A 2,288-nucleotide genomic window follows, 5' to 3' on the forward strand; every position below is an offset into this window, starting at 1 on the left:
GGCTGGGTTGGTCGCGGTCAGCAGCAGCACGACGTCGACCGCGCCCGGCCCGGTGAAGGGCGCCTGCCAGGGCCCGGTGCCCCGGCCGGGCGACAGCACGTCCTCGCGGGCGTGCATGCCCTCGCGGAACTCCTCGGGGAAGTCCTTCAGCTCGGTTGCGGGCACCCCGAGGCGGGTCAGTCCGGTGTGGCTGAGGCCCAGGTGCAGGGCCCGGGCGGGCCGGTCACCCACCTCGGCGGCCGAGGTGACCTCCGGAGCGACGGTACGCAGCCAGCGCCGGGCCTGCGGCCCGGAGGTGATCCGGAGGAACAGGTGGGCGGCCACACTGTGGTCGGCGAAGCCGCGCAGCACGATGCCCTGGATGTCGGGCAGCTCCAGCGGCGCCACCGGCCCCGGCTCGGGGACACGGTCCTCGTCCAGGTCGACGGCGATCCGGAAGCGGCTGCGCAGCATGCCGTCGGCGTTGCCCGGCGCGGTCGCGGCGAACGCGGCCACCTTGCGGCGCAGGCGCAGCGCGTCGGTGAGCTGAGCGACCGAACCCTCCGGGCTGCCGGAGAACGTGTAGTCGGCGCGCACGCTGCGCTTCGTGAAGAACGCTACGAAGGGCGCCTCCAGGTCGTGCCCGGGATAGCCGGTGCAGTCGCGCCAGATGGCGTCGGCGTCCGGGCCGAGCAGCCGCAGCCGCCGGAAGAAGTCGGCCGGGTCGCCGTCGACGGTCGCGGTCATCAGCAGATACGGGTGCGGCAGGTCGTCCGGGCGCGGCGGGCGGCCGCCGTGCGCGAGCAGGTCGAGCAGCCGCGCCTTGCGGCTCATCCCTGCCGGCCGTTGCTGGCGCACCGCGTGCTCGAGCACGACCAGGCGGGCGAAGTGGACGCCGGCCACCGTGGCGAACGGGCTGCGCTCGAAGGACCGGATCCGCTCACGCAGCCCGGCGGCGCGACCGTCGGCGATGCGCGCGAACACGGTCACCGACCGGGTGCCGGTCTTGGTGCGGCTCATGACTGCGCCTCCCAGCTGTAGAGGTCACCCTGGACCTCGTCGACGAAGCGCTGCCAGGCCTCGCCGAACTCGGCCGGGGCGGCGGTGCCCAGATGCCGGTCGTACGCTTCCCGTACGCGCAGCGCGGATGCGATCTCGGTCACTCCGGCGTCCGGGTAGGCGGCGTAGTAGTGGTCGACGTCGAGGTCGTTCGCCCGGATGTAGCGCCGGAACGGCTCCGGCGGCAGCGCCCCGGGGAAGCCGAAGGACCAGCCCCAGATGAGCGCCATCCGGGCCGGGATCTCCAGCGAGAAGGCGTCGATGTACTTGCCCCAGGCGCCGTTGAAGTCGCTGCGGAACAGCAGGTACGCGTACCGGGAGCGGCGGCTCTGGCCGGGCAGGCGGGGCAGCACGGACCAGTGCGCGAAGTGGATGAACGACATCCGCTTGAGGTCCTCGGGCGCGCCGAGCAGGTGCCGCAGGAACAGGAAGCCCCGCAGCAGCGGCACCCAGCGCCGGGGCATCGGGGTGAGCACGGTCAGCGGGGTGCCGCGACCGGCCAACGAGGACAGATAGGAACCGTCCCGCGACTCCTCGCCCGGTGGATTCGTTGTCTCGATCATGGTGATGATCCTTCACGAAAGATCAACCGCGTCGGCTCCCGCTGACACGGTACGGGTACCCTCGCCCGGTTGCGACGGGAATACACTCGGCCGATGATGCTCGGACGGACCGCCGAACGTGCATTGATCGACGGTCTTCTGACAGGCGCGCGGGCGGGCCGCAGTGACGCCCTGGTGCTCACCGGCGAGCCCGGCATCGGCAAGACCCGGCTGGTGCACGAGCTGCTGGCCGGGGTGCCGGCGGAGACCGTGGTGCTGGTCGGCCAGGCGGAGCCCGGCTCGCTGTCCCGGCCGTACGAGGTGCTGCTCGACGCGATCGACGGCCACCCGGACATCGACGAGGAACAACTGGCCACCCTCGCGGACCCGCGGCGCAGCCCGGTCGAGCGCCTGCACATCGGGCTGGCGATCCTGGCCGACCTGATCGGCGACTCCCCCGCCGTCATCGTCTTCGAGGATCTGCACTGGGCCGACTCGGAGAGCGCGGCGCTGTTCGAGCGGATCGCCGACCAGCGCGGGCCACGGCTGCTCATCGGGACGTACCGGCCGGACGAGGTGACCCGCCGCCAGCCGGTGGCGGGACTGCTGGCCCGCACCGAACGCCGGCACGCCGTCACCCACGTACGGCTGGATCGCCTCACCCCCGCGCAGACCGCGGCGATGCTGGCGGCGGCCACCGGCTCGCCG

3 protein-coding genes are annotated in these 2,288 nt (G+C 72.9%); 1 reads left to right on the plus strand and 2 read right to left on the minus strand.

Annotation, left to right across the window (positions count from 1 at the left end; translation table 11 throughout):
- The coding region (locus AB0C29_RS44430; RefSeq protein WP_360833838.1) for a hypothetical protein at positions 1–999 on the minus strand (999 nt) is incomplete at its 3' end.
- A complete protein-coding gene (locus tag AB0C29_RS44435; RefSeq protein WP_360833840.1) occupies positions 996–1,601 on the minus strand; it encodes a hypothetical protein in 606 nt (201 codons plus the stop codon). The genes AB0C29_RS44435 and AB0C29_RS44430, both read right to left, overlap by 4 nt.
- A gap of 93 nt (positions 1,602–1,694) precedes the next feature.
- Between AB0C29_RS44435 and AB0C29_RS44440 the strand changes: the two genes are divergently transcribed.
- Positions 1,695–2,288, plus strand: a 594-nt coding sequence (locus AB0C29_RS44440; protein WP_360833842.1) for an AAA family ATPase, incomplete at its 3' end; no start/stop codon positions are given.

Origin of the sequence: Actinoplanes sp. NPDC048791, assembly GCF_040650095.1 — a bacterium.
Classification (GTDB): Bacteria; Actinomycetota; Actinomycetes; order Mycobacteriales; family Micromonosporaceae; genus Actinoplanes.

Excerpts from the sequence above, each read along its gene's own strand:
- AB0C29_RS44435 (WP_360833840.1), bottom strand. The coding sequence starts at position 1,601 with ATGATCGAGACAACGAATCCACCGGGCGAGGAGTCGCGGGACGGTTCC.